1 protein-coding gene is annotated in these 421 nt (G+C 73.6%); it reads left to right on the top strand.

Features of this window, described 5'->3' with window-relative positions; translation table 11 throughout:
* Positions 1 to 164 precede the first annotated feature (164 nt).
* Positions 165 to 421 (top strand): iron chelate uptake ABC transporter family permease subunit (locus tag IG88_RS0137940; RefSeq protein ID WP_234332504.1); only part of this gene is annotated, 257 nt, incomplete at its 3' end.

Genomic DNA, 421 nt, shown 5'->3' with positions numbered 1-421 from the left:
TTCGTCGTGCTGCCGCTGACCGCCACGCTGGTCGGCATCCGCTCGGCCTACGCGGTCGACGACCTGGCCCGCGGACTGCACCCCGAGAGCTTCCGGTGATCCCGTCCGTCACCGGCACGCCCGCCGAGCGGACGGTTCGACGGCGAAAGGCCGACGAGTCGGGGGTGGGCCGTACAAAGTGGGCCGTCACACTGCTGGTACTCACCGCCTTGCTCACGGTCTCCGCGACGGCGGGCCTCGCGATCGGCTCCGTGCACGTACCGCCGGGGCAGGTGTGGGGCATCGTGACGCACGCGCTGGGTGCCGACTGGCAGCAGCCGGGCTGGTCGCGCGCCCGGGAGACCATCGTGGTGGACGTACGGGCGCCGCGGGTGCTGCTCGGTGCGGTCACCGGCGCCGGCCTCGCGGTGATCGGCACCGC

Source organism: Streptomyces sp. NRRL F-5650, from assembly GCF_000721365.1.
GTDB classification, from domain to species: Bacteria; Actinomycetota; Actinomycetes; order Streptomycetales; family Streptomycetaceae; genus Streptomyces; species Streptomyces ardesiacus.
Note: the sequence above shows the minus strand (reverse complement) of the source record. Positions and strands in the feature narration are given on the sequence as shown.